Raw genomic sequence first — 19,285 nt, forward strand, 5'->3', positions numbered from 1 at the left:
TTAAAACCAAATGGGCCAGCCTGGAAGTGTCCCTTTTAACACCTCTACGAATAAAAAGTAAACAAGTCCTGAAAAACTTGCAGATATGATTAATGAGTTAATCCACTTTGACCGTTCCATTGTTTGAAAACAAACGAATAAAAATAGAAAGGTTGTGATGACATACCCTACCGTTTCTAACGTTAATATATAAACCAATGTAGCAGTAAAGATGATTAAAAAAGGCTTGTACTGCAATTTTTCCTTCGATCCTTCACTTTTAGCATTGAACGTCTCATAAAACAAGCGAATACTTAATAAAACAAGAGCACCGCCAAGAATTAACGGAAAGATATCGGGTCCGACTACACTTCCATAGGAAGAGCTTGAAAGATTCTTGCTCCCGATAATAAAGAGCACCCCGATAGTTAGAAACATTACAGATGCGATACGATCAAATTTAATTTCCATTCTTCTTCCCCCTTTAGAAAAATGATAGGAAGGAGAAAAATGAACTCCTTCCCGCACTTTTTATTTTTGCATGCCCAACGCTGTTAATAATTGTTGAACTTGCTTATCTTGTTCTCCTAAAAATGCTTCGAAATCTGAATTGTTTTTATATTCTAATTCCCACCCTTGAGTCTCTACTTCCGTCTTCCACTCAGGAGATTGCACAAGCTTGTCGATTGCATTTTCCCAGTATGTTTTTGCTTCTTTGGTCATCTTTTCGGGACCAAAGACTCCGCGCCAAATGGTAAACTCTGCATCAACACCTTGTTCTTTAGCGGTTGGAACATCTTTATAATCACCAGATAAACGCTCTGTTGCCGTAACCGCCAGCACCCGAACCTTGCCAGCCTTTAAAAATTCTTTCACGCTGGAGGCATCCGTACCGATGACATCTGCATTACCCCCTAGCAGGGCCGTAATCGCTTCTCCTCCGCCGTCATAGGAAACATATTTAATTTTTGTTGGATCTACGCCATATTTATAAGCTGGGAGAATCGAAATCAAATGGTCCATGGATCCTGGGGCTGAACCGCCTGCAAAAGTTAATTTGGTAGGATCTTTCTTAACTTCTTCTAATACTGATTTAAGGTCTTTAAATTTGGAATCTGCCTTTACGACAATCGCGCCATAATCCTTTGTCAACTGCGCTAATGGCGTTGTATTTTTGTATCCATAAGGACTGTTTCCTTCTTTTTTGAGGTTGTTAATAATAATCGGCGGCGAACTAACAAAAAGCATATTGTTATTATTGACCTGTTGTGTCGCGTATTCAGCCATAAACACTGCGCCGCCACCGCCTGGTTTATTCTCAACCGTTAATGGCTGCTTTACTAGTTTAGTCGCACCCAGCACCTTTGTTAATGAGCGCGCGGTTAAATCCCAGCCACCGCCTGCACCTGATGGGGCAACCACTGTAATCGCTTTCGTCGGATAGCCAGTACCTTCCTCTTTTTTACCAGTGCTTGCTGTTTCTTTACTGCTGCACGCCCCCAAGCTTAACGCCAAGGCACCTGCACACATGACTGCTGATATTCGTTTTAAAGAAAACATTTTATTTCCCCCTTGTAACCGTTTTCTTAATTTTACAAAAGTTTTGGACATTTCATAGATTATTCATTTAAACAGCATTAAAAACTTATTAACCATTTTGTCCATATTGTTCACGAAGATCTTTTATGGGTGGGCTAGGGTTTCAATAAACATTATGCGGCTTCTGATTTGGATACCGCCTCTGTAACTTATAAAGGTGAAAACGCTTCATTCCCTATCATTGCTAATAAATATTTTTATGGCTTTTTTGTATGAAAAAAATTTGGATAACTTTGTTGAAAAATAATGGTGGACTATTTTTTTTAGCCTGCTATAATCCATATATGAATACAATTAATTATTTTAAAGGTGGACATTATGGCGAACACTTGTAGGTATGTTGTCAACGCACTTGGAAAAGGTGGGGAAACATATTATACTCTTTGTAAAGATAAACAAGAATTAAAGAATTGGATAACCAACAATCAAGAAAAACTAATCATGGATGAACTTATGATTACTGATAAAAATCAAAGTCTATTCACCAAATGGTTCAGCCCTAGAAAATTATTCTAAATAATGAGACGCCATTCATCAGAGAATGGCGTCATAATTTTGCTATTTTAATTGATTCATATTTTAGACTCATCACTTTTTCAAGCAATATTTCATTCATCCAATTCCCGCAATTTCTTTCGTAATTCAATCATCACAGCTCTTGGGTTTTCAATTTCAAAAATGACAAATTTATATTTCCACATTCCTTCTAATTCTAAATGTAGAAGGGGAACCTTATGTTCGTAAGACAGAAAGTACCATTCATCCCCAAACTTGAAGCTGCCTTCGAAAATATTGAGTGGAGCAATCGCAGTGCCAGGCATTCGCAGCATCCACATCGGCGGATCGAATTCATCAATATAAATACTTTTAATCGCCTGATAAGGGATTTTCACTTCTCCCTTTAAGGCAAAAATAGGTAAAACCCCTGTTAATCTCAGTACGAATTCTTCCTTGTTAAAGTGTACTTCTCTTCCCATCAAGGTCACCTCACATACGGATTTCAGCATACTATTACACATATTTTACCATTTGAATATTCAGTAAACCATCTATTTTTCGTTGAAATTTTGTATGGCTTATAAATATACGAAAGGATTGACCATTAATTGGTCAATCCTTTCTAACAAGAGCCGTGGTTTTAAATAAAATCAAACAAAGGTGTCCACCCCACGCGGACAAAAGGTTGCAAATGTCTTTTTCTGGTGCCTGACACCACAAATTTCTAAGCCTCGACAGTGACAAATTTCCGTTTTTGGATGTAGAGTAGTCTGATGGATAGGGCTATTCCTGCTGCGAGTAATCCGATGGTTAGGCCGATCCAGTAGCCTCTTGCTCCCAAACTGGTGAAGTGCGCGAGAAGGAAGCCGACTGGCAGGCAGATTAGCCAATAGGCGATTAATGTCATGATAAAGGCAAGATTCACGTCTTTATACCCTCGCAAGGCGGCCTGCGCCGTTGCCTGGATGGCATCACAGATTTGGAAAAACAGCGCAAAGATTAAAAAGTTTGCCGTTAAGTTAATGACGGCCGCTTCATTCGAATAGAATCCTGCGACCTCGTAGCGGAATAGGACCACCAATAATCCGGTAACCACCGCAATCAGGATGGCGAGATACACGCCCAGCCAGCTGTAATGTTTCGCATCCTTATAGCGCCGCGCTCCCACCTCATACCCGACAAGAACGGTCTGCGCCATCGAAATACTAATTGGGATCATATACAAAAATGAGACAATATTAAGGGCTGATTGATAGGCAGCAATGGTGGTGATATTAAATTTACTTAATAGAATCGTAACCACCGCAAACATACTAGTCTCGAAGAATGTAGAAAGCCCCATCGGCACACCGATTTTTAAAATTTCCTTGCACTTATCCCAAGAAAATTCCTTCATGTTTGCAAAGACAGGATACGAAGAAAATGGATCTCTCGTTTTCACGATATATATCGTCATCCCCATGATTGCCCAATACGTAATCGATGTGGCATACCCTGCCCCGGCACCACCGAGCTCAGGAAAGCCCCATCGCCCAAAAATAAGCACATAGTTTAAAAAGAAATTGACTGGCAGTGACATAAGCATAATCACCATGACCACACGTGTCTTTCCAAGTGCATAAATAAACGACCGTAACACATTAAAGATAAAGAGCGGAAGAATACCAAAACTGAGGCCGACCAGATATTGAAACGCCGTTTCTTGGACACATGCTGGCAGTTTCATTCTATCCAAAATGGGATCCAACAAAAAGAATCCAAGGATGATTACCACGATTGCAATCAATAACGACAGATAAATCCCATGCTTGACAATCGATGAAACTTCGTTGCTCTTCTTTTCTCCAAATCGCTGGGCAGCTATTGGCGAAACAGCCAGAAGGATCCCGCTAATCCCGGTAAAAATGGGACTCCAAATTGAAGATCCAATCGCGACCCCAGCTAAATTGGTGGAATTATATTTACCTGACATGATGGTATTGAAAAACACCATCGAAAACATGCCAAGCTGTGTAATTAAAATAGGAATTAATAAGACAAAAATTTGCTTTGTCTTTTCTTTTATCGTAAAAGTCTGATTCATAATTGCGTTCTCCTTAGGGAATAAAAAACCGAAGCTTCTTTATACTCTATATTGATTTAATATTCCTCCATTAAATATGGCTCGAAGTAATACTACTAGCCTATTTTAATGGTTATTTCCTATTTTTAAAATACCTATTTAGAAAGCATGAAATTTTTTAAAATGACTTAAAAGTAAACCAATGTGCTGGTCGGGAAAGCGAATCTGGTAATTTTGTTTGTGCATCGCCTTTTGCCGCGTTAATCTGCACTTGCGTGAGAAAAATACTTCCAGTGAGATCTGCTCCACTAAGGTCAGCATCCCGAAAATCAGCACCGATTAGGTCAGCACTTCTTAAATCGGCATCGCGGAGGTCAGCAGCAATAAGGTAAGCTCCTCGTAAGTTAGCTCCCCTGATATCTGCTCCCTTAAGTTTTGAACCAATAAGATCAGCTCCCCGTCGGTCAAATTTCTCTCTTTTTTTTGAACCCTTCTCACGAAGATGTGACTCAGTCCGCACTAGTTCACTAGTTTTTAAAAGCAGGGCATTTACAGCTGCTCGGTGTGCTGGGACATCGAGTTCCAGCAGCGAATCGGGGCTAAGCCCTGTCAGTCGTTCCGTTTCATCGAGCAAGATGCTAATCTCTTCGTGAATCGGCTGAGACGCTTTCAACGTCAGTGCCTCGGTCAAATACCAGAGCATCTCATGAAGCTGCTGCATAATTGGAAAGACATCGAACATCTTCTTCGCTGTGTCGGGATCTTCATGCCAGTCGACTCCACCAAAAGTGACTTGGGACACCTTTTGCCCCGCGCCGAAGCAGTCGAAAACAGTACACCCATTAAATCCCTCTTGTCTGAGGTTTTTGTGAATCCCGCACCGAAAGTCCTCTTCTAGATTTGGGCACGCCTTTCCGATGTCTTTACCGATGGCAAAGTCGACCGAAGCGGCGAAGGCTAGCGCAACACAGCATAAACCAAAGCAATTTTCGCAATCAACACGCAGATTACTGCGAATGCTGTCCTGTTTTAGTTTTGGATGATCCTGATTTTGAAACAAACTGTACACTTCCTTTTTTCCGTTCTTTACTATTTGTAAGTATATAGGATTACAAGTTTGTTTGCCTATCCCTTTGGTTCATATAACCAATTTTTTAAAAGGATGTGATTCCTATCACCGCCTAATATCCTTAAATTTTTTAAAATTAATACAAAGGAATCAGGTGATTAACGTATGGAAAAACAAATCAATGATTTATCTATCTTCGAAGGTTATCCTAAACTACTATCAGGATGGAGATTTTTTATGGAAACGGGATGGCTTTCACTTTGAATCCATTCAGTTGGTAGATGCACATCTCTTATTTTCTAAGAATGAAGGTAGCTCTAAAATTTCATTGAAAGATTACGATACAGCGGCTATAAACAGTGATTTTCAAAATTACTATATTTTCCGTAAAGTCGGTGACTGCTTGGAAATCTATTTCCCTTAATATTACACGGTTAAAAACAAAAATAGGACTTGGAGTCCTATTTTTCATTTGTTCTTTACAATTTTCGAAGGATTGTTGACTTTATATAACACGGCAACATCCACCAAGAATTCATCATCAACGTCTTTTCCTTTGGCTAATTTCTTGGCAGCCACTTTTCCGTCGAATTCGAGCGAATCCCCTGGCGCTAGTTCGAATTTTTTGAGCGTTTTGCTGTGGCTGCACCAGGCAAGCCCAATCTCAAGTGGAGTTTCTTGGACAATCCGAACATTTTCAAGGACGACAACCTCATCATTTTCCTCATTAAAAGGGTTGTAAGTCAACGCGAACTGTTTGACACTAGCAGTAAAGTGCACTTTCTCGGCAGGCAGTTCAAGTTTTGGAGCCTTTTCTTTCTTAGGTTTCGGTTCCTTGGCTTTTGCTGGTTTAGGCGCTGTTTCCTTTTTTGGAGTTTCCGTGACCATGGTTGTTTCCGGATCAGGTGTTGCCGGTTCCTGGTCAGTTGTTGACACAAGCTCAGGCGGCGCAGCTTCTTTGTCCGATACAGTCAACATACTTTCCTTGCCAAAGCTCGATTGCTGCATCTCTTTTAAATAGGCCGGATGGATACAGGTCAGATTTCCATCTTGAAATTCAATGACAAGCGTGTTAAGTTCAGCCGCACTTCCGTAGGTTTCAAATCCTTTGATGGTTACAAGACGCTGATAGTTTCGATCCTTGTACCAGAATTCCTTTTTCGCCTCTTTCGCTGAGGATAATCCCCATTCCTTAAGCTTCTCCTTATAATGGTCCACATCACGAAAGGCCTCATATTCCCCTTTTGGCGGAATATACTTCGTCAATTCTGACTGTTCCAATTGAGTCCGCTGGATTACCATCCCAACACTTCCTTCCATTATGTATATGAATTGAATTAATTATAACATTTTAATCACGAACATTAAAAAATGGGACGGTATTCTATTTCATAAAAAATTAGCGATTCTAAGAATACTATGATATACTGAAATTACCATTTACTTTATTTGATTCATGGAGACCCTGCTCAATTGCTGAGCAGGGTTTTTTTATTGTATTTTAATTAAAAATAAAAGAAGGCTCTACGAGAGAGCCTTCTTCATTCACATTTATGTGGTTTAGATTATGCTTTGCGAACGTTAGTAGCTTGAGGTCCACGTTGACCTTGCTCAACTTCAAAAGTCACTGATTGACCTTCGTCTAAAGATTTGAAACCTTCGCCTTGGATTGCTGAGAAATGTACGAATACATCGTCTCCAGCTTCGCGTTCGATGAAACCAAAACCTTTTTCTGCATTAAACCATTTTACTTTACCTTGTTCCATTTGTGTTTCCTCCTGCTGTGTGCCTGGCACACATAAATTACTATCCTTGCTCAAATCTTCCAGACAAAAGGCAGTTACGCCTTTTTCATCCTTACCGACAAACAAAAATAATTCTTCTTTAATATAACAGATACTAAAAAATAATGCAAACGAATATACGCTATTTTATTATTTCTTTTGTGATGATAAATGAAATGAACGAATGGATTTTCACCATGTGGAACAAATAACGCTGGAATCATGTCGTTTAACTTCTTCCATTTTTTAAAAAACTTAAACAAGCAGAAAATTGCTATTTTAAAATATATTTTTTTGAAAAATTGTCAAAAATACATGTATAATATCATTATTATGAATATGAAAATGGTGGAGACACATGCGCATATATAATGAAAAAGTAAGTATCTATCATGGAATGGTGTCAACCATCGCAGTGAACCTTGCAGGTAACTTTTTTCCAATCTTTGCAATAGCCATTCTTGGAGCAACCAATTACCAAGTAGGCTTGATCAGCTCCCTGCCGCCGTTAGTTGCATTAATCATGACGATTCCGGCCGCAATTCTGTTAAATCGTTTAGACCAGCAAAAGAAAACGGTCGCCATCGCAGTTTTATGGGCAAGGCTCTTGTTCTTACTATTAATAGGTGTGATTTTCATAAGTTCTGCCTATCAGGCCTGGGCGTTTTTAATCATTATTGCTTTAATGAATGTTCCGGGAACGATTTCCATTATTGGCTGGCAAACGCTTATTAGTGGGATGATTAAAGAAGAACGAAGAGGGGCATTTTTCAGTGATCGAAATCGACTCTTAACTATTGTCGGGATGATTACAACCTTAATCATCGGTATTGTGATGAAAAAACAAACAGATAATGCAATCGCCTATCAGTGTTTATTTTTCGTGGCATTTCTGTTTGGATTATTAGAAGTGTTTTTCATAATGAAACATAAAGAACCGGTCCTTCCGAGAACAAACAAAGGGCAAAAGAACGCTTCGATGGATTGGTCGATTTTTAAGGATAAGGGGTACAAGTGGTTTCTGATTGCCGCTCTATCCTTTAACTTCTCGTGGCAGATGGCATGGGGTCTATTCAATATCTATAACGTCAGGTATGTACATGCCACCATCCTCTGGATAAGTATTTTTTCGGTTGCCAATCAATTGGTGCAAATCTTTTCCTTTCCATTATGGAAAAAATGGGCAGAACAAAAGTCCAATACCCTAATATTTGTTTGGGTAGCAATAGGAATGGCCACAGCCCCGTTTTTAACGGTTTTGTCTACTAATCTATTCTATATAACTATTGTTCAAATGACATCGGGCTTTTTTGTTTCAGGGACCACGCTTCTCTTATTTAACCTATTATTGGAGCAATCTCCACAGGAAAAAAGAACGTATTGCATTACCACTTATAATATCCTTTTATCCTTTGTTGCCTTTATCGCCCCACAAATCGGGATATGGCTATTAGAAGTAACCGGCATCCAAAGATCCATGGAGATCAATTCCATCTTAAGATTCATGAGCGCCATGGTTTTCCTCCTCATGTACCTTAGATTCACAAGAGGCAAAAAACCTGAGCGCCTAAAAGGATGCTGATTACGGCAAATTTTTTTGTGAAATTATAATTATAAATGGAAAAGGTTCATATTTTTGTAGAAGGAGTTGATTATGGGTCAGGAGGAAATTATGATAAGAATAAATCATCAGATGATAAAGCCTGAGGAGTTCCTTCACGAGATATCGAATAAAGAGCAGAAAGCCATTGTGAAGCAAATGGAAACATATTCGGAAATCTATGAGTACCAAACGGTTGAGCAATTAAAATTCGAACTGCTCTTTCGAACAAATACGATGAAAGCAGCACGAGAGCTAAACAAAAGCGGCGCCAAGTTTACTACGTTTAGGTATGCCTTTTGCAATAAAAAGTATTGGGATCGTTTAAGTAATGGCGGATTTCTTTTAAAGCCTGGTATTAGTCCCTCTGTAGCTATTTTAGATATCCTTAAAAACGGCAAACTTTATGCCTTTGAATGTTCTACTGCCATCGCGATTGTATTATATATTGCTGCTCTTTACTCAATTGGAAGCACCAGGTTTGATTTGCTTTTTGATCGGCTTTACTTAATGGATTGGCAATTTGATGACGACCTGCCGATTCATCAAAAATATGGGGATGATTATATACCCGGTGATGTCTTACATTTCAATAATCCGGATTTTGACCCTAAGCAAGCGCATTGGAGAGCCGAAAATGTTATCTATTTTGGCGACGACAAATACTACGGACACGGAGTAGGCATCCGCAATGCAAGCACCATTATTAACTTCCTAAACAAAAAAAGAAAACCAGACGCAAAGAAATCAGCATACCTCATGAGGATGATAACCAGACCACATTATCAATCGATTTAATGTGTGTAAGTTAGTTGAGGTTTACAACTACCCCTTACTGTTATTTTAATATGAGCAAAAAAGCACTCGTAAAACCAATACGAGTGCTTTTTTAGAACCAATTTTTTTAATGCTAAAAAATTTATCTCAATGTTTTTAAAGCTCCGCTCCAAGCGTTAACTTCTTCAAGCATGGCATTTACATTATCGAGATGTAATTCTTGTGGTTTAAACTCAGTTCCATTAACAAAATCGGTAAATAAACTCAAAGTTGGATGCGTGCGAACATCTGCTACTTTTTGTTCTGCAAATATTCCACGTAAATGTTCTGCTGCACGAGCCCCACCAGTTGAACCATAACTTACGATACCTGCTGCTTTGTTATACCATGCTTCACGGGCAAAATCGATGGCGTTTTTCAACGCACCAGTGATACTGTGATTGTATTCTTGAACAATGAATACAAATCCATCAAGGCTTGCCAGTTTCTCATTCCACGCTGCAATTCCTGGCTCTGTTCCATCGGTAGTTCCTAAAAACGGAAGATTATATTCAGCAATATCCACAATTTCATAATTGGCATCTCCACGTTTGTCAGCAATTCCTTTTACCCATTCGCCCACCTGTGGGCTTACACGTCCTTGACGAGTGCTTCCTAAGATAATTCCAATGTTTAATTTTTCAGTTGTCATGGTTTCTTCCTCCTTAGTTTGTTTCCCAAATAGTTTTTCTAAAAAACTCATTTTTTACACCACCTATATTTTTTTACTTACTTGTTTCTCTCCGAACGATTGGAGCTATTTCAGTTGCTAACAATTCAATGCCCTCGGCTACTTTCTTAAACGGTAGACCACCTATATCTATCTGTGCCAGGAAACGTTGGTGCCCAAAGAGTTCATATTGTCGGAGGATTTTCTCGACGATTTGTTGCGGACTACCCACAAACAAGGCAGTATTGGAATCAGTCATTCGTTCAAAATCTGCTTTCGTCATTCTTCTGCCCGCCATTCCACGCTGTTGGTTTACATATAACCAATAATTCGAATAATAAGGGTAAAATTCATCCTTGGCTTGTTGGGTAGTCTTAGAAATATACCCATGACCCGTTACACCGACCTTGAGATTATCCAGATCGTGTCCAGCTTCAAAGCCCGTTTTTCGATATAAATCAACTAGCGGTTTAAATCGTACAGGATCACCACCGAGAATAGCTAAAGCCATCCCAACGCCAAGCCTGCCTGCACGGGCAGCACTTTCTGGCGTGCCTCCCACACCGACCCAAATTGGAATCTGAGTTTGTAAAGGTCGGGGGGCAATTTCGGAATTCCTTAATGACGAACGAAAGTGACCTTCCCATGTAATATTCTCTTTTTCGTTAAGTTTTATTAATAAATCGATATTTTCCGAGAACAGGGCGTCATAGTCATTTACGTCATGACCAAAAAGAGGGAAGGATTCCACAAATGCCCCACGACCTGCGAGTATTTCTGCCCGACCATCCGAAAGTAAATCAAGTGTAGCAAAGTCTTCGAACAGTCGAACAGGATCAACAGTGCTTAATACGGTAGTTGCACTTGTCAATTTAATTCGTTTGGTTATTTGAGCAATGGCAGCCAAAACAACTGGAACGGCTGATGTGGCATAGTCTAATCGGTGATGCTCACCAACCCCAAACACATCAAGTCCAGCTTCGTCAGCTAGTTTGGCTGCTTCAATTATCTCTTTAATTCTTTGCCTCGCACTAATCGTTTTACCAGTCTGAGGATCTAAACCTATATCGCCAAGCTTATAAATACCGATTTCTATTCCTTTATTTTTAAATCCCTCTTCTTTTCGCATAGCAGTTTATTCCCCCACGCTAGTTAAATTAGACAAAAGTTATAGAATTAAACTTTCAGGATAATGCGATTACCTGAAGGATCAGAAGTAACGAAAGAATTATTTTCTTCAGTAATGGTTGCACCAATACTCTTCAACTGAGCAATAATTTTATTTCTCTTTTCCTCATTCGGCAGCATTAGAGAATATGATCCAAGTCCAACACTATTAGGAGGAGGTGTAGGTGCACCTACGCCATTCCAAGTATTTAAACCAATATGATGATGGTATTTACCATCTGAAATGAAAAGTGCCTGAGCGCCATATCGGTTTACTACTTCAAATCCGAGTCCCATGATATAAAATTCTTCAGTCTTTTTTAATTCGGATACATGCAAATGGATATGTCCCATAACGGTGCCTGCAGGTAGACCTTTCCAAGATTGCTGTTTACCTTCAGCTAGGAGGTCTGGAAAATTCAATGGATCAACTGCCATATCCACTTTACCGTTTTCCCAAACCCATTCGGAAGGGTCACGATCTATATAAATTTCAATTCCGTTTCCATCTGGATCAGATAAGTAAAGAGCTTCACTTACAAGATGATCTGAAGAACCGAACCGCAATCCAATTTCCATAAAATGTTGGACTATTTTAGCTAGATCAGAGCGTTTTGGTAGAAGAAGTGCATAGTGATATAATCCTGTAGTTCTACCTTGCTTAGGAATAACGTTATTTGGTTGTTCAATGGATAATAAAACTGTTTTCCCATCCGCAGTAAGGTTTGCAGACCTTTCAGATTTTTCCAATACCTTAAAGCCAATTACTTCTTGGTAAAATGCTAACGATCGATCTAAATTTTGTACCTTTAAGTTCACTTGACCTACAAATGTAATAGGTTCATGATGAAAATTCATTTTAATTGCCTCCTTTTTCTTAAGCTTTCTCTGAACGAAAAAGAACGTTATCTAAAGCTAAAAGCGATTTCTTTGTTATAGCGAGATATATTGAAATTGCTATTAAAGCTAAGTCAAGTTCGTACCCTGCCATTTGGCCATTTCCAAGAAATCCGACAGCGAGTTTCACTTTAACAATTGCAACAGCCAATATAATAGCAAATAGAATGGAAATAATCCTTGTTCCTACTCCTAAAACAATTGCGATACCACCAATTAATTCAATTAGAGCAACTATATAAGCTGTAAAGCCTGGAAGACCTAAACTTTCAAAAAATCCAACAGTATTTTCAATGCCACCTTGAAATTTTGCTAACCCATGTATAAAGAAGGTTGCACCTAAAAATACCCTTAAAATTGTTGTGACAACTTCATTCTTTCTTAACATTTACTTAACGCTCCTTTGTTATTTATTTTATTCTTAACTACAAACTGCCTTTCAAAACACAATTTGTTAGTTAGTTACTTTATGTAAGTAAGTATATTACCGTAATTAAGTGAAGTCAAGTAAGTTTTTTATAAAAAGTAATTTAATTATTAATAAATATGTTTATAATATAAGTAAGGAGTTGATTTAATTGGTGGATAAGTCGATTTGTCCTAGATTTGAAAAAGCCATGGGGTTATTGAGCCAAAGGTGGACTGGAATGATTATTTACCAGCTTTTAATTGGTCCACAGCGTTTTTGTACTATTGAATCTTCAGTAGGTGTTAGTGGCAGAGTGCTTTCAGAAAGGTTAAAGGATTTGGAGAACGAGGGGATTGTTAATCGAAAAGTTTATCCAGAAACTCCCGTTCGAATTGAATATTCGTTAACAGAAAAAGGTTTAGCCTTGGAACCACTTATGAAAGATATAGAAAAATGGTCACAAATCTGGTTAGACGTTTAAAATTAGCCCCTAGTGGTGATTATATGCACATAAAAAAGGATACAACAGGGCGAGAGATTAATGCCCTATGTATCCTTTTTATTATATTATCGATTTTAGGTCTTCCACATTTACCTTAAAAATTAATAAACGCATCCTTCGCTTTAACATCCTTTTTTATCACATTGTTGTCTTTTAGCCACTGGGCGACCTTTTCCCATGTTTCAGGGGCCTGGTAACCGAATGGCTTTTCTTTTGCGTCCATCAGCGGGAGCAGGATTTCTAAGCTTTTGGTTTCAATATCCTTTTCTAACGGGGATGTTTTGTCCTCGTGCTTCATTAATATAGCCAGACCCCCTTTTGGATGTTCGGCCACATATTTTTGCCCCTTCGTTACCGCTGCCATAAATTTTTTAAACACATCTGGTTTTACTTTTAACCCCTTTTCACTAGCCACCAAAACTAATTCATAATAATCCGGAACACCATAGTCAGCTGGATTTAAAATGCGCATCGGATGGCCTTCTTTTTCTAGCAATAATTTCTCGTGATTAATAAATCCACCAATCAACACATCTGTTTTTCTGGTTGCCATCGCAGGAATAAGGTCCCAGCCAACATCGACCATTTTCACCTTATTCGCCTCTCCACCGTCAGCCTTTACCATCGTTTGAATAATGGCTTCATCAAGGGGAATGGACGGGTAGCCAATGGTTTTTCCTGCTAAATCCTTTGGCGATTGAATCGGACCACCTTCTGGTACCATTAATTGATTTAGCGGATGGCGGACGAGTGCTCCGAACGCTTGAACAGGAATTTCTTCACTCCGTGCAACCAGGACCTGTGGTTGATAGCTAATTGCCATATCGATTTTGTCTGCCGCAACGAGTCGAAGCGGATCATTGGTATCAGCGGGCATTTGAATATCAACCTCTAAACCTTGTTCTTTGAAATAGCCTTTTTCCTCCGCTACATAAAGAAAGGAGTGCACCGCATTGGGATACCAGTCCAGCATTAAACTCACTTTCTGTAGCTTTCCAGCACTACCCGAAGTTTTTTCTACTTCGCCATTCCCGCAAGCACTCACTATAAGTAACAAAAGACTTAACAGAATTAAAAAACCTTTTTTCATGGACTTGCTCTTTCCCCTCTAACTGCGAATTTTATTTTTCAATAATTGTTTTTCTAGTAAACCAATTAATAGAAACAGCAAAATGCCTAGTAATGAAAGCAGGAATATCGCAGCAAAAACAGCATCCGCTTGTAAATTTCCCGACATGCGCCGGCTGAAGTACCCCAGGCCAACACTTGCACCAAGCCATTCACCAATCGTTGCCCCGACAACGCAGTAAACAACAGACAATTTCAAACCTGAAAAAATAGCTGGCAAGGCAAGTGGTACCTGGATTTTTTGAAAAATTGTCCAGCGATTGGCGCCCATAGTCAGCAGTAATTCACGGTACTCTTTCCCACCCGATTTCAGCCCATCATAGGTACTAACAACAATCGGAAAGAAGGCCGTTAAAATCGTCACGGCAATTTTACTCCAAATCGAATAGCCGAACCACATGATAAAAATCGGCGAAATCGCAATCAACGGCACCGTTTGTGAAATAACAAGGAAGGGATACAGCACCTTTTCCAATGCACGGAAAAAATGCATACCGACTCCGAGCAATAAGCCGCTTATAACCGCAATCCCAAAACCAATCAGGACTTCTTTAAGGGTTGCAGGCAAATGCACTTCCAACAATAGCTGCCGGTTTTCAACGAATGACCCCCAAATCGCCGAAGGAGCTGGCAGTATAAAGGCCGGGATCATCCCTTGACTTACCACGCATTCCCAAATGCTGATGAGAGCGATGATTACTAGTAAAAATAAGCCATAATCCCCTGTCCATTTTTTCAATCTAGCTTTCATTGTCAATCAGCCGCTCCAGTTCTTTTCTCATCGTTATAAACGCTGATTGATAGATTAGTTCAGAATTTCTTGGTCTTGGCAGGTTAACGTTTATATCTTGTAAACCCTTCCGCCCAAGCAAATAAATCCGGTCGCTCAACAGAATGGCTTCCTCTAAATCATGGGTGATGAACAACACCGTCTTTTGCAATTCTCCCCACAGTCCTAGTAACCAGCTGTGCATGTTTCGTTTCGTCAACGAATCAAGCGCGCCAAACGGCTCGTCTAATATTAAAAGGTTTTTCCCAGTCATCAGCGTTCTTAAAAAAGCAACCCGCTGCTTCATTCCTCCGGATAATTCCTGTGGAAAGGCTTTTTCATAATCAGCTAAACCAAACCGGGATAACCACTCAAGTATTTCTGGAATTCGCTGTTTCTTACTTTCCTTAGTAATTTCGATAGGAAGCAATAGGTTCTCTAATACGGTTCTCCAAGGTAAAAGCAGGTCCTTTTGCGGCATGTAACCGACGCTTCCTAATCTGTTTCCTGCCATCTGACCATCAATCCATATTTCCCCTTGCTCTGGTTCTAACAAACCAGTAATTAATTTGAAAAGTGTACTTTTTCCGGAGCCGCTTGCACCAATCAGGGAAACAAATTCTCCTGCTTTGACATCCAGTGAAAGTTTTTGAAAAATCGGTCGTTCACCCTTAAAGGCATATGTTAGATCTTTGATGGATAAAATTGGCGAGTTAGACAGGCCACTCGCCCCCCTGATAAACCATATCCCAGAACATATATTCAAACTTAGATGTCGTCAGAAAATGTTCTTCTAATATAGTTAGCTCTCGCTCCGATTTCCCCTCAGCTTCTTGATCCAACAAATCTATTAGCCATGTAGCTAATGAACCAAATTCACTCGAGGAGTACATTTTCACCCATTCCCCGTAAAGAGGATGATTGCTAGCATTCAGATAGGTATTTACTATCTTTTTGCTAATCTCCCAGTAGCTCCACATACACGGCAGTAATGCCGCGATTAATTCCTCAAGCGAACCATTCTGAGCGACATTCAGCATGTAGCGTGTATAAGCTAAGTTAATCGGAGTCGGCCTTGTTTCTTCCAGCTGCTGATGGGTGATGCCGAACTTTTCTGCGTATCGGCGGTGCAGGTCCATCTCTCCATGTAATGTTTCATCCAGGAGCTTCGCAAAAGCTGCCATCGTTTCAATGTCCCTAGCCTTAACTGCACCTAATGCAAAAAGCTTGGAATAGTCGATTAAAAATACGTAATCTTGTTTCATGTAACGGATAAACGATTCAACGGGCAGGTCTCCTGTGCCTAACCCGATAACAAATGGATGTTGATGCGTTTTCTCCCAAATTCCTGTTACTTTTTCATAAAGTCGTTGCGAAAATTTCATTTTTTGCCCCCCTTTTCGCTGAAAATTACTATTGGTTCGGGAATCCAACTAAATCATTCTACGAATAATTGGACTTTACTCGCGAATTTCGGTAGTTTACTCGCGGATTCAACCAATTTACTCGCGAATTTCAGCCTTTTACTCGCGAATCAAGATTTCTATTCATAAAAAATACTTTCTTCCGAATGAAAATCGTCAGAATGACAAACCCTAGTAAGGCTCCAGCAAAAGAACTAAATATAAATAACGGAATGAACCCAAACAGGGTTGCTTTTTGACCAAGTAGTAACGTAGCAATCGGGTAAGACAGAAGGGCTCCAATGATGCCCGTTCCAATTACTTCCCCGATAAAAGCAAGATAGAATTTTCTAGTTTTCCAAAATAATAGCGCCGCCAGCAATGCCCCGACCATACTTCCGGGAAAGGCAAAAATAGATCCCGTTCCCATCAGATTTCTTAACAATGAGACACAAAAGGCCTGGGCAACAGCGTAATAAGGACCTAAAAGGACCGCAGACAAAACGTTCAAAAAATGCTGGACTGGAAAAACCTTTGTAAATCCAACCGGAATATATAACAGATTACTAGAGATGGTTCCAATCGCAATCATCATCGCGGTCAACGTCAATTTATGTGTCTTTTTCATAAAATTCACCCCCCGATACTTGTTCTTAATGCCCCAGCTGCTTTCCTTGGTGATTCTGCATGGCTTATCGCTGTAATAACCGAAACGCCGTCCGCCCCTGCTTCCACAACGGTTCGGGCGTTTTCAACGGTGATCCCTCCGATGCCAACGATTGGAAAATTACAGCCATTTTTCCGCAATTCCTCTATAAGGATGGTCCCACGGGAAGGCTTGGCATCCGCTTTTGTTTTTGTAGGAAAAACTGGCCCAATCCCAAAATAGTCAGCTCCGCCCCTCATCGCAGACATCGCTTCTTTTCTAGTATGGACAGACACACCAAGGATTTTATCGCCAATCCTTTCTCTCACTATCTTTACCGACTCATCCTCCTGTCCGATATGAACCCCATCAGCATCGATTGCTAGTGCTAATTCAATATCATCGTTGACGATGAACGGGATGTAATGTTCTTTGCAAATGTCTTGGAGTTCTTTGGCAAGTGCATATTTTTTTGCCCCTGTTAAAGCCCCTTCGCCTTTTTCTCGGAATTGAAACAGTGTAATACCACCACCAATCGCCTCTTTTAATACTTGTGCTGAATCCTTCCGGCAGTTCGTACTGCCCATGATAAAATAAACACGTAATGCCGCTCGCAAGTTTTTCATGATTTCGCCAACTCCTTTTTTCGATAGGCCCAATGATTGGTTGGACCATGTCCTTGACCGATTTCCAATTGATTTTCAATCGCGGCCTGAATAAAATCCTTTGCTTTCAAAACCGCTTCATAAACGCTAAACCCTTTTGCTAATTCAGCGGTAATCACGGCTGAAAAGGTGCAGCCTGTTCCATGTGTATTTTTAGTGTCAATTCGCTTAGCAGTAAAAGTGTAGAATTCCTTCCCATCGAACAATAAATCAATCGATGCAGACGCGTCTTCGTCATGACCGCCTTTGATGACGATATTCTTGACACCTAATTCAAACAACCTTTTAGCAGCTTCCTTTTTATCTTCAAAAGTTCGAATCGTCATGCCGGTAAGCACTTCCGCCTCAGGAATGTTCGGTGTAATAACTTTGGAGAGTGGCAGCAAATATTTTTTCATGGCAGAAATGGCTTCCCTCTTCAGCAATGATGCCCCACCTTTAGCAATCATGACAGGATCAACCACGACATTTTCCCATTGATAAAGTTTGAGTTTTTCCGAGACAGCTTCGATGATTTCAGCATTAAAGAGCATGCCTGTCTTAACCGCATCCGCACCGATATCATCCCCTATCGCTTCCATCTGTTTGGCGACGGCCTCAGCTGTCATCGGATAGACAGCGTGAACACCCAACGTATTTTGTGCTGTTACAGCCGTCAATGCTGACATCCCGAACACCTCTAATTCCTGAAACGTCTTCAGGTCGGCTTGAATCCCCGCCCCGCCGCCAGAATCAGATCCGGCGATTGTTAGTGCCTTTTTCATAAAAATTGCCCCCCTTTTTATATGCAGCATTTAAATTTAAGTCGTCTGACGAAACCAGTGATAATTGGTTCAAGAATTCAATTTGGAAACTGCCTGGTCCTTGTTCGACCGTTTTTGCCGCTGCCTTTTCAGCAGCAATTCCGTAGGTAGATAAAGCTGCCACAGAGGCCGTTATCAGGTTCTTCTCCACTCCTGCAAAAGCACCAATTACAGACGTTAATAGGCAGCCCATACCGGTTACCTTTGTCATAATTGGATGTCCATTCGCAACGCGATAGGTAGTTTTCCCATCTGTAACGCAGTCCTCTTTTCCGGTAATGACGACAACGCAATTCAATTTTTGAGCGGCCGTTATGGCGAGATCAACGATATTTCCTTTGGTCTCTCCTGCATCAACGCCCTTGATTTCCCATGTTTCCCCCACGACATTGGCAATTTCTGCCGCGTTTCCTCTTATAACGGAGACTCTAATTTCACTCATGATCTTTTGCGCTGTATCCGTTCGATAACGAGTAGCCCCTGCACCAACCGGATCAAAAATAACGGGAACACCAGCTTCATTGGCGGCTTTTCCAGCGATAATCATAGAATCGACAGTTTGCGGGTTTAAGGTACCAATATTTAAAACTAACGAACTAGCAATCTTAGCCATATCCGCCGCTTCTTCGGCTGCATACGCCATCACCGGTGAAGCACCAAGGGCCAGCAGCCCATTTGCGGTAAAATTCGTAACGACCACATTCGTTATGTTATGTACAAGCGGGTTTACCACCCTTACTCTTTCCAACGTTTCAGATAAGCTGATTTTGTCCATACCAATCTCCTCATTTCTTTTTTAATATAAAAAAAACCAGATCC

General features: G+C 40.2%; 23 protein-coding genes. 4 read left to right on the top strand and 19 right to left on the bottom strand.

The window, feature by feature from the left end; all coding sequences use genetic code 11:
• Together BSO02S_RS06960 and BSO02S_RS06965 are read right to left on the bottom strand one after the other, a co-directional pair.
• Window positions 1-450, bottom strand: coding sequence for a tripartite tricarboxylate transporter TctB family protein (locus BSO02S_RS06960; protein WP_066064470.1), 450 nt, complete (start codon window positions 448-450; stop codon window positions 1-3).
• A 60-nt stretch (window positions 451-510) separates the two neighbouring features.
• Window positions 511-1,539, bottom strand: coding sequence for a Bug family tripartite tricarboxylate transporter substrate binding protein (locus BSO02S_RS06965; protein WP_066064473.1), 1,029 nt, complete (start codon window positions 1,537-1,539; stop codon window positions 511-513).
• Window positions 1,540-1,896: 357 nt separating this feature from the next.
• Here BSO02S_RS06965 and BSO02S_RS06970 point away from each other — a divergent pair, with 357 nt between their 5' ends.
• The gene (locus tag BSO02S_RS06970; RefSeq protein WP_066064476.1) at window positions 1,897-2,094 is read left to right on the top strand and encodes a hypothetical protein; all 198 of its coding nucleotides are present in this window, start codon (window positions 1,897-1,899) and stop codon (window positions 2,092-2,094) included.
• Between the two features lie 92 nt (window positions 2,095-2,186).
• On the opposite strand, the gene BSO02S_RS06975 is transcribed toward BSO02S_RS06970, so the two are convergent.
• The 5 genes from BSO02S_RS06975 to BSO02S_RS07000 all read right to left on the bottom strand — a co-directional run bounded on the left by BSO02S_RS06975 (window position 2,187) and on the right by BSO02S_RS07000 (window position 6,973).
• Window positions 2,187-2,555, bottom strand: coding sequence for a hypothetical protein (locus tag BSO02S_RS06975; protein ID WP_066064478.1), 369 nt, complete (start codon window positions 2,553-2,555; stop codon window positions 2,187-2,189).
• Window positions 2,556-2,800: 245 nt separating this feature from the next.
• Window positions 2,801-4,159, bottom strand: a complete 1,359-nt coding sequence (locus BSO02S_RS06980; RefSeq protein WP_066064481.1) for an MATE family efflux transporter — start codon at window positions 4,157-4,159, stop codon at window positions 2,801-2,803.
• 157 nt (window positions 4,160-4,316) lie between these two features.
• Complete coding sequence (locus BSO02S_RS06985; RefSeq protein WP_066064482.1) at window positions 4,317-5,198, bottom strand: pentapeptide repeat-containing protein; 882 nt, start codon at window positions 5,196-5,198, stop codon at window positions 4,317-4,319.
• A gap of 477 nt (window positions 5,199-5,675) precedes the next feature.
• Window positions 5,676-6,509, bottom strand: coding sequence for a hypothetical protein (locus BSO02S_RS06995; protein WP_066064489.1), 834 nt, complete (start codon window positions 6,507-6,509; stop codon window positions 5,676-5,678).
• Between the two features lie 263 nt (window positions 6,510-6,772).
• On the bottom strand, window positions 6,773-6,973 hold the full coding sequence (locus BSO02S_RS07000; RefSeq protein ID WP_026567057.1) for a cold-shock protein: 201 nt from the start codon (window positions 6,971-6,973) through the stop codon (window positions 6,773-6,775).
• Between the two features lie 376 nt (window positions 6,974-7,349).
• On the opposite strand from BSO02S_RS07000, the gene BSO02S_RS07005 reads away from it, so the two are divergent.
• Window positions 7,350-8,573: an MFS transporter gene (locus BSO02S_RS07005; RefSeq protein WP_066064492.1), complete on the top strand. Its 1,224-nt coding sequence runs from the start codon at window positions 7,350-7,352 to the stop codon at window positions 8,571-8,573.
• Window positions 8,574-8,663: 90 nt separating this feature from the next.
• The gene (locus BSO02S_RS07010) at window positions 8,664-9,389 is read left to right on the top strand and encodes a protein-glutamine gamma-glutamyltransferase (RefSeq protein ID WP_066064825.1); all 726 of its coding nucleotides are present in this window, start codon (window positions 8,664-8,666) and stop codon (window positions 9,387-9,389) included.
• Window positions 9,390-9,510: 121 nt separating this feature from the next.
• On the opposite strand, the gene BSO02S_RS07015 is transcribed toward BSO02S_RS07010, so the two are convergent.
• The 4 genes from BSO02S_RS07015 to BSO02S_RS07030 are packed head-to-tail and all read right to left on the bottom strand — an operon-like array spanning window position 9,511 to window position 12,529.
• Window positions 9,511-10,110, bottom strand: coding sequence for an NADPH-dependent FMN reductase (locus tag BSO02S_RS07015; RefSeq protein ID WP_066064495.1), 600 nt, complete (start codon window positions 10,108-10,110; stop codon window positions 9,511-9,513).
• A 22-nt stretch (window positions 10,111-10,132) separates the two neighbouring features.
• A complete protein-coding gene (locus tag BSO02S_RS07020; protein WP_066064498.1) occupies window positions 10,133-11,206 on the bottom strand; it encodes an LLM class flavin-dependent oxidoreductase in 1,074 nt (357 codons plus the stop codon).
• Window positions 11,207-11,253: 47 nt separating this feature from the next.
• Window positions 11,254-12,102 carry a VOC family protein gene (locus tag BSO02S_RS07025; RefSeq protein ID WP_066064501.1) on the bottom strand — a complete coding sequence of 283 codons (849 nt, stop codon included), beginning with the start codon at window positions 12,100-12,102 and terminating at the stop codon, window positions 11,254-11,256.
• A gap of 19 nt (window positions 12,103-12,121) precedes the next feature.
• Window positions 12,122-12,529: a DoxX family protein gene (locus BSO02S_RS07030; RefSeq protein ID WP_066064504.1), complete on the bottom strand. Its 408-nt coding sequence runs from the start codon at window positions 12,527-12,529 to the stop codon at window positions 12,122-12,124.
• A 193-nt stretch (window positions 12,530-12,722) separates the two neighbouring features.
• Here BSO02S_RS07030 and BSO02S_RS07035 point away from each other — a divergent pair, with 193 nt between their 5' ends.
• Window positions 12,723-13,031, top strand: coding sequence for a winged helix-turn-helix transcriptional regulator (locus tag BSO02S_RS07035; RefSeq protein WP_066064828.1), 309 nt, complete (start codon window positions 12,723-12,725; stop codon window positions 13,029-13,031).
• Between the two features lie 115 nt (window positions 13,032-13,146).
• On the opposite strand, the gene BSO02S_RS07040 is transcribed toward BSO02S_RS07035, so the two are convergent.
• The 8 genes from BSO02S_RS07040 to thiM form a co-directional block, all read right to left on the bottom strand.
• Complete coding sequence (locus BSO02S_RS07040; RefSeq protein ID WP_066064507.1) at window positions 13,147-14,142, bottom strand: ABC transporter substrate-binding protein; 996 nt, start codon at window positions 14,140-14,142, stop codon at window positions 13,147-13,149.
• Window positions 14,143-14,160: 18 nt separating this feature from the next.
• Window positions 14,161-14,931 carry an ABC transporter permease gene (locus tag BSO02S_RS07045; RefSeq protein ID WP_066064831.1) on the bottom strand — a complete coding sequence of 257 codons (771 nt, stop codon included), beginning with the start codon at window positions 14,929-14,931 and terminating at the stop codon, window positions 14,161-14,163.
• Window positions 14,921-15,709: an ABC transporter ATP-binding protein gene (locus BSO02S_RS07050; protein ID WP_235846883.1), complete on the bottom strand. Its 789-nt coding sequence runs from the start codon at window positions 15,707-15,709 to the stop codon at window positions 14,921-14,923. The genes BSO02S_RS07045 and BSO02S_RS07050 overlap by 11 nt, the downstream gene beginning before the upstream one ends.
• Window positions 15,663-16,334, bottom strand: coding sequence for a thiaminase II (tenA, locus tag BSO02S_RS07055; protein ID WP_066064510.1), 672 nt, complete (start codon window positions 16,332-16,334; stop codon window positions 15,663-15,665). The genes BSO02S_RS07050 and tenA overlap by 47 nt, the downstream gene beginning before the upstream one ends.
• A gap of 130 nt (window positions 16,335-16,464) precedes the next feature.
• On the bottom strand, window positions 16,465-16,980 hold the full coding sequence (gene thiW, locus BSO02S_RS07060; protein WP_066064513.1) for an energy coupling factor transporter S component ThiW: 516 nt from the start codon (window positions 16,978-16,980) through the stop codon (window positions 16,465-16,467).
• Window positions 16,981-16,985: 5 nt separating this feature from the next.
• Entirely contained in the window at window positions 16,986-17,624 is a 639-nt protein-coding gene (gene thiE / locus BSO02S_RS07065) for a thiamine phosphate synthase (RefSeq protein ID WP_066064516.1), read from the bottom strand.
• Window positions 17,621-18,427, bottom strand: coding sequence for a bifunctional hydroxymethylpyrimidine kinase/phosphomethylpyrimidine kinase (gene thiD, locus BSO02S_RS07070; protein WP_084374929.1), 807 nt, complete (start codon window positions 18,425-18,427; stop codon window positions 17,621-17,623). The genes thiE and thiD overlap by 4 nt, the downstream gene beginning before the upstream one ends.
• Complete coding sequence (gene thiM, locus BSO02S_RS07075) at window positions 18,396-19,241, bottom strand: hydroxyethylthiazole kinase (RefSeq protein WP_066064519.1); 846 nt, start codon at window positions 19,239-19,241, stop codon at window positions 18,396-18,398. Before thiM ends, thiD begins: the two co-directional genes overlap by 32 nt.
• Window positions 19,242-19,285 lie beyond the last annotated feature (44 nt).

Source organism: Neobacillus soli NBRC 102451, assembly GCF_001591665.1.
Classification (GTDB): domain Bacteria; phylum Bacillota; class Bacilli; order Bacillales; family Cytobacillaceae; genus Neobacillus; species Neobacillus soli.

Coding starts and splice junctions, on each gene's coding strand:
- BSO02S_RS07000 (WP_026567057.1), bottom strand. CDS start 6,973: ATGGAACAAGGTAAAGTAAAATGGTTTAATGCAGAAAAAGGTTTTGGT.
- BSO02S_RS07045 (WP_066064831.1), bottom strand. CDS start 14,931: ATGAAAGCTAGATTGAAAAAATGGACAGGGGATTATGGCTTATTTTTA.
- BSO02S_RS06960 (WP_066064470.1), bottom strand. CDS start 450: ATGGAAATTAAATTTGATCGTATCGCATCTGTAATGTTTCTAACTATC.
- BSO02S_RS07030 (WP_066064504.1), bottom strand. CDS start 12,529: ATGTTAAGAAAGAATGAAGTTGTCACAACAATTTTAAGGGTATTTTTA.
- thiD (WP_084374929.1), bottom strand. CDS start 18,427: ATGAAAAAGGCACTAACAATCGCCGGATCTGATTCTGGCGGCGGGGCG.
- BSO02S_RS06995 (WP_066064489.1), bottom strand. CDS start 6,509: ATGGTAATCCAGCGGACTCAATTGGAACAGTCAGAATTGACGAAGTAT.
- BSO02S_RS06980 (WP_066064481.1), bottom strand. CDS start 4,159: ATGAATCAGACTTTTACGATAAAAGAAAAGACAAAGCAAATTTTTGTC.
- thiE (WP_066064516.1), bottom strand. CDS start 17,624: ATGAAAAACTTGCGAGCGGCATTACGTGTTTATTTTATCATGGGCAGT.
- BSO02S_RS07010 (WP_066064825.1), top strand. CDS start 8,664: ATGATAAGAATAAATCATCAGATGATAAAGCCTGAGGAGTTCCTTCAC.
- thiW (WP_066064513.1), bottom strand. CDS start 16,980: ATGAAAAAGACACATAAATTGACGTTGACCGCGATGATGATTGCGATT.
- thiM (WP_066064519.1), bottom strand. CDS start 19,241: ATGGACAAAATCAGCTTATCTGAAACGTTGGAAAGAGTAAGGGTGGTA.
- tenA (WP_066064510.1), bottom strand. CDS start 16,334: ATGAAATTTTCGCAACGACTTTATGAAAAAGTAACAGGAATTTGGGAG.
- BSO02S_RS07025 (WP_066064501.1), bottom strand. CDS start 12,102: ATGAATTTTCATCATGAACCTATTACATTTGTAGGTCAAGTGAACTTA.
- BSO02S_RS07020 (WP_066064498.1), bottom strand. CDS start 11,206: ATGCGAAAAGAAGAGGGATTTAAAAATAAAGGAATAGAAATCGGTATT.
- BSO02S_RS07015 (WP_066064495.1), bottom strand. CDS start 10,110: ATGAGTTTTTTAGAAAAACTATTTGGGAAACAAACTAAGGAGGAAGAA.
- BSO02S_RS06965 (WP_066064473.1), bottom strand. CDS start 1,539: ATGTTTTCTTTAAAACGAATATCAGCAGTCATGTGTGCAGGTGCCTTG.
- BSO02S_RS07040 (WP_066064507.1), bottom strand. CDS start 14,142: ATGAAAAAAGGTTTTTTAATTCTGTTAAGTCTTTTGTTACTTATAGTG.
- BSO02S_RS06975 (WP_066064478.1), bottom strand. CDS start 2,555: ATGGGAAGAGAAGTACACTTTAACAAGGAAGAATTCGTACTGAGATTA.
- BSO02S_RS07005 (WP_066064492.1), top strand. CDS start 7,350: ATGCGCATATATAATGAAAAAGTAAGTATCTATCATGGAATGGTGTCA.
- BSO02S_RS06970 (WP_066064476.1), top strand. CDS start 1,897: ATGGCGAACACTTGTAGGTATGTTGTCAACGCACTTGGAAAAGGTGGG.